The organism is Cupriavidus sp. R6-3 (assembly GCF_059772245.1).
Genome location: NZ_JCBAJO010000379.1, coordinates 1 through 2,863, shown reverse-complemented (window position 1 = coordinate 2,863; position 2,863 = coordinate 1). Strand labels below are relative to the sequence as shown.

The following is a 2,863-nucleotide window of genomic DNA, read 5'->3' as shown; positions in this document are numbered from 1 at the left end:
CTCGCGGTGCCGCTGGCCTGCATGGCGCTGGTCGCATGCGGCTCCGACGATGACGACGACCGTGGCGCTCCGGTCAACCAGCGCCCGGCCTATATCAGTTCGCTGACCGTGCATGAGTACGACGGCAGCGCCGACGACCTGCTGACCGCCGGGCTCGGCAAGGACGGACTGGCAGGCACCGCGCCGCTGCCGGCCGATCCGAATGCGCCGACGCGAACCGAGCTGCGTCGCTATGCGATCTGGAGCAACTACACGGCGCTGGTCGATGTCAGCGCCGCCGGCGGCTACGGCACGCTGTACGGGCCCAATGTCGATGCGCAGGGCACCGTGACCGGCGGCCAGGGCAAGATCCCCGGCGTCGAGTACCTGGCCTATGCCGACGATGGCAGCGGCCGGCAGAACGTCACGATGATGGTGCAGATCCCGGCCAGCTTCGATCCCGCGCGGCCTTGCCTGATCACCGCCACGTCGTCCGGCTCGCGCGGCGTCTACGGCGGCATCTCGACCGGCGAATGGGGCTTGAAGCGCGGCTGCGCGGTCGCCTATACCGACAAGGGCACCGGCGCGGCGCCGCACGATCTGGGCAACGACACCGTCGCGCTGATCGACGGCACCCGCACCAGCCGCGCCGCGGCAGGCCGCGAGGCGCATTTCGCCGCGCCGATCGACGACAGCGCGCGCGCCGCCTTCAACGCCGCGGCGCCGCATCGGCTGGCCTTCAAGCATGCGCATTCGCAGCGCAATCCCGAGAAGGACTGGGGCCTGTTCACGCTGCAGGCGATCGAATTCGGCATCTGGGCAATCAACGACCGCCATGGCGAGGTGCGCGACGGCCAGCGCCGCCGCACCATCGACAAGGACAAGCTGCTGGTGATCGCCTCGAGCCTGTCCAATGGCGGCGGCGCGGCGGTCGCCGCGGCCGAGGCCGACGTGCAGGGCCTGATTGACGGCGTCGCGGTCAGCGAGCCGAACCTGAACATGCCGCAAGATGCCGGCATCACGGTGCGGCGCGGCGGCACGCCGGTCGCGGTGAACGGCCGCACGCTGTACGACTACACGACGATGGCCAACCTGCTGCAGCTGTGCGCGGCGCAGGACCCGGCCAACGCGCAGGCGCCGGCGGTCGGTTTCTACGCGACGCTGGGCGCCATTCCGGCCAACCGCTGCGCCGCGCTCGCCAGCGCCGGCATCGTCAAGGGCGCGACGCTGGCGGAACAGGCGGCCAGCGCCCAGCAGGCGCTGCGCGACTATGGCTGGGAGCCCGAATCGTCGGTGCTGCACGCCTCGCTGGGCTTCTTCGAGGTGGCCAGCGCGGTGTCGGTGACCTATGCCAATGCGCTGTCGCGCGCCAGCGTGACCGACCGGCTGTGCGGCTACAGCTTCAGCGGCATCAACGCGGCGTTCGAACCCGCGCCGGTGACCCAGGCGCAGATGGCCAACATGTTCTCCACCGGCAATGGCGTGCCGCCGTCGTCGGGCGTGCAGCTGATCAACGACCTGGACCCGCGCGGTCCGCGCCGCGACCTGCTGTCGCGCTCGCCCGGCTCGCCGGTAGACGACGCCAACACCGCCGGCGCGCGCTGCCTGCGCGACCTGGTGACCGGCAACTCGCCGCAGGCCCTCGCGCTGCAGGTGGGCCAGCGCCTGACGCTGCGCAACGGCAACCTGCGCGGCAAGCCGGCGCTGATCGTGCACGGCCGCGACGATGCGCTGCTGCCGGTCAACCACACCTCGCGCCCGTACCTGGGCCTGAACCGGCAGCGCGAGGGCGCGGCCAGCCGGCTGTCGTATGTCGAGGTGACCAACGCCCAGCACTTCGACGCCTTCAATGCGCTGGTGCCCGGCTATGGCAATCGCTACGTGCCGCTGCATCTGTACCTGAACCGCGCGCTCGACGCGATGTACGACCATCTGCGCAGCGGCACGCCGCTGCCGCCGTCGCAGGTGGTGCGCACGGTGCCGCGCGGGGGCACGCCGAACTCGCCGGCGCCGGCGATCCAGCCGTCCAACGTTCCCGGCTTTGCCGCCAACCCCGCCGCCGGCGACCGCATCGAGGTCGTCGGGGGCATCGTCGAGGTACCGCAGTGACGACGGCCATCCAGCAGACCGCCGGGCCCGCGGTGGGCGCCGCACCTACCACGCCCGCCGCGGCCGCCCCGATCCGCGTGCTGACGCAGCACGACTTCGACCGCTTCGCGCGCCTGTCGCGCGACGACAATCCGATCCACTGCGATCCCGCGTTTGCGCGCGGCACGCATTTCGGTGCGACCGTCGCGCACGGCATGCTGCTGTTCTCGCTGCTGTGCGCGCAGATGCAGCGAGGGCGAGCGGGGCCGGTGCTGCCGCTGGCGCAGACGCTGATGTTTCCGCAGCCCACCTACGTCGGCGACGGCGTGGTGGCGGAACTGGTGCCGGGGGAGGGCGCGGCCGGACGGATCGCGCTGCGCACCGCGATCCGCTGCGTGCAGCGCGGCGGCCGCGCGCTGGGGGCTCCGCCGTCGGCCACACTTTCGGCCCCGCTGTCAGCCCCACTTTCCGCCCCAGTTTCGGCCGCACTTCCGGCCCGGGAATCGGCACCGTTGTCGGCCACCTTTTCGGCCTCGCTGCCTGCTCATGAGGCGCCGGTCACGGCCAGCGGCGAGGCGGAACTGCTGCTCGATCCCGATGCCGCCGCGCTGACCGGGCCGCTGGTGGCGGGTGCCGACGCGGCGATCGCCGGCGACACGGCGCTGTACCACCTGCGGCCCGGGCAGCAGGCCGACGCGGAGCGCGCCTTCGAGGCAGCGGACATCGACGAGTACGTGGCGCTGAGCGAGGACGCCAATCCGCTCTACACGGACGCGGCGCTGGCCCGGCGCCGCGG

The 2,863-nt window shown here is 72.3% G+C and carries 2 protein-coding genes; both read left to right on the top strand.

The annotated features are described in order from the left end of the window. The coding region (locus tag AC6EI8_RS25760; RefSeq protein ID WP_498383297.1) for a D-(-)-3-hydroxybutyrate oligomer hydrolase at positions 1 to 2,088 on the top strand (2,088 nt) is incomplete at its 5' end. Further along, positions 2,085 to 2,863, top strand: a 779-nt coding sequence (locus tag AC6EI8_RS25755) for a MaoC/PaaZ C-terminal domain-containing protein (protein ID WP_498383296.1), incomplete at its 3' end; no start/stop codon positions are given. The genes AC6EI8_RS25760 and AC6EI8_RS25755, both read left to right, overlap by 4 nt.